This window comes from Rhodoferax sp., from assembly GCF_037143375.1.
In the GTDB taxonomy this organism is placed as follows: domain Bacteria; phylum Pseudomonadota; class Gammaproteobacteria; order Burkholderiales; family Burkholderiaceae_C; genus Rhodoferax.
In genome coordinates this window covers 1-1,509 of sequence record NZ_JBAWYV010000316.1, presented here as the reverse complement: position 1 = coordinate 1,509, position 1,509 = coordinate 1, and the positions used below count along the sequence as shown (strand labels likewise).

Genomic DNA, 1,509 nt, shown 5'->3' with positions numbered 1-1,509 from the left:
CAAGTGCTGACCAATAGTCAAAAAGCAGTCTGGCCCGAAAAAGACCAATCGTCAGGCAAAACTTAATAGCCCAATGCGACTAAGTCCTGCCCAAATTTCGGTCATTCGCACGAGCGCAACACAGCTTGCCGGCCATGCTGCAAGGGTCTGGCTGTTTGGTTCACGCGTGCGTGACGATGCGCGGGGTGGTGATGTGGACTTGCTGCTGGAATTGGACTCGCCTGTTGCCGAACCGGCGCAACTCTCTGCCCGATTGGCTGCGCAGGTGTCGCGAGCCATGTATGGCCGTAAGGTGGACGTGCTGATTAAAGCCCCAAACTTGTTGCACTTACCTATTCATTCCATCGCATTGGCTGAAGGCATTTGTTTATGAAAATCACACCCTCACTGACAGCTCGCCTCGAATTCCTGGCCCGTGTGACCGACAAGGAGTGCCAGCACTTGCCTCCGCAGCAAGGCGCAGTGTGGCAGAGGCCCAACGCTTGCTGCTCGGGGCTTAGCGACCGATAGTTTGCATAACCCAGTGGCTACGCTCAAGGCGTGGTTTCCGGGGACTCATCGTCCGCACCACCTTCTTTTAAATTCAAAGCCAGTTGATAAAGTGCATTCCGGGGCTCGCCGGTGATCTCGGACGCCAGTTTGACCGCGGTTTTCAGGGGCAGTTGTGCCAGCAGCAGTTTCAAAATCCGGGTATCTGGCCCCGCCTGAGTCTCTGACGGTGCTGGGTGCAACACCAACACAAACTCGCCGCGCAGTCGGTTGGCATCCTGGTCCAGCCAGGCGGGGAACTTCTCGGTGGGGAGAGTGTCGATTTCTTCGAACTGCTTGGTCAATTCACGCCCGATGGTGATGAGTCGGGTGCCCAGCACCGAAAGGGCTGCCGCCAAGGCTTCAATCCGGTGGGGGGCTTCCAGCATCACCACGGCCCGTGTCTGGGTTCGTAAAACTTCAATGGCGGTGGCGCGTTCGGTGGCTTTGGACGACAAGAAGCCGACAAATACAAACCCGCCTTGTTGCGCGCCTTCATCGGCGATGCCGGCGACGCTCAAGAGCGTCGTGACGCTGCTGGCGCCGGGCAGCGGTACCACGGGCAAACGCTCGCCTCGGACCGCCGCCACCAGTCGCGCGCCGGGGTCGCTGATGGCGGGCGTGCCTGCATCGCTGGCATACGCCACGCGTTGGCCTTGGCGCAGGCGGTCAATGACGGTTTGTGCAGCTTGTGCTTCGTTGTGCTGGTGAACGGCAAGCAGTTGTGCGCTGGACTTGTCGATGCCATAAGCGCGCAACAAGGCCTGGGTGTGGCGCGTGTCTTCACAGGCGATGATGTCTGCCAGTTCCAGCACATGCAGTGCCCGCAGCGTGATGTCGGCCAGGTTACCGATAGGGGTCGCAACGACATAGAGCGCGCCGGGCGGATAATTCTGGTGGCCAGCCGCTTCCAGTGCGGCACTGCGGGCAGAAACATAGGCGGAGGCATAAGTAGACATCAATGGTTTTTCCTCAAATCAA

The 1,509-nt window shown here is 59.0% G+C and carries 2 protein-coding genes; one reads left to right on the top strand and one right to left on the bottom strand.

From position 1 onward, the window contains the following. Positions 1–73 precede the first annotated feature (73 nt). Positions 74–373, top strand: a complete 300-nt coding sequence (locus WCG50_RS19395) for a nucleotidyltransferase domain-containing protein (protein WP_336901231.1) — start codon at positions 74–76, stop codon at positions 371–373. A 160-nt stretch (positions 374–533) separates the two neighbouring features. Here the strand turns inward: WCG50_RS19395 and rsmI are convergent, their stop codons facing one another. Beyond that, positions 534–1,487 carry a 16S rRNA (cytidine(1402)-2'-O)-methyltransferase gene (rsmI, locus tag WCG50_RS19390; RefSeq protein WP_336901230.1) on the bottom strand — a complete coding sequence of 318 codons (954 nt, stop codon included), beginning with the start codon at positions 1,485–1,487 and terminating at the stop codon, positions 534–536. Positions 1,488–1,509: the final 22 nt, after the last annotated feature.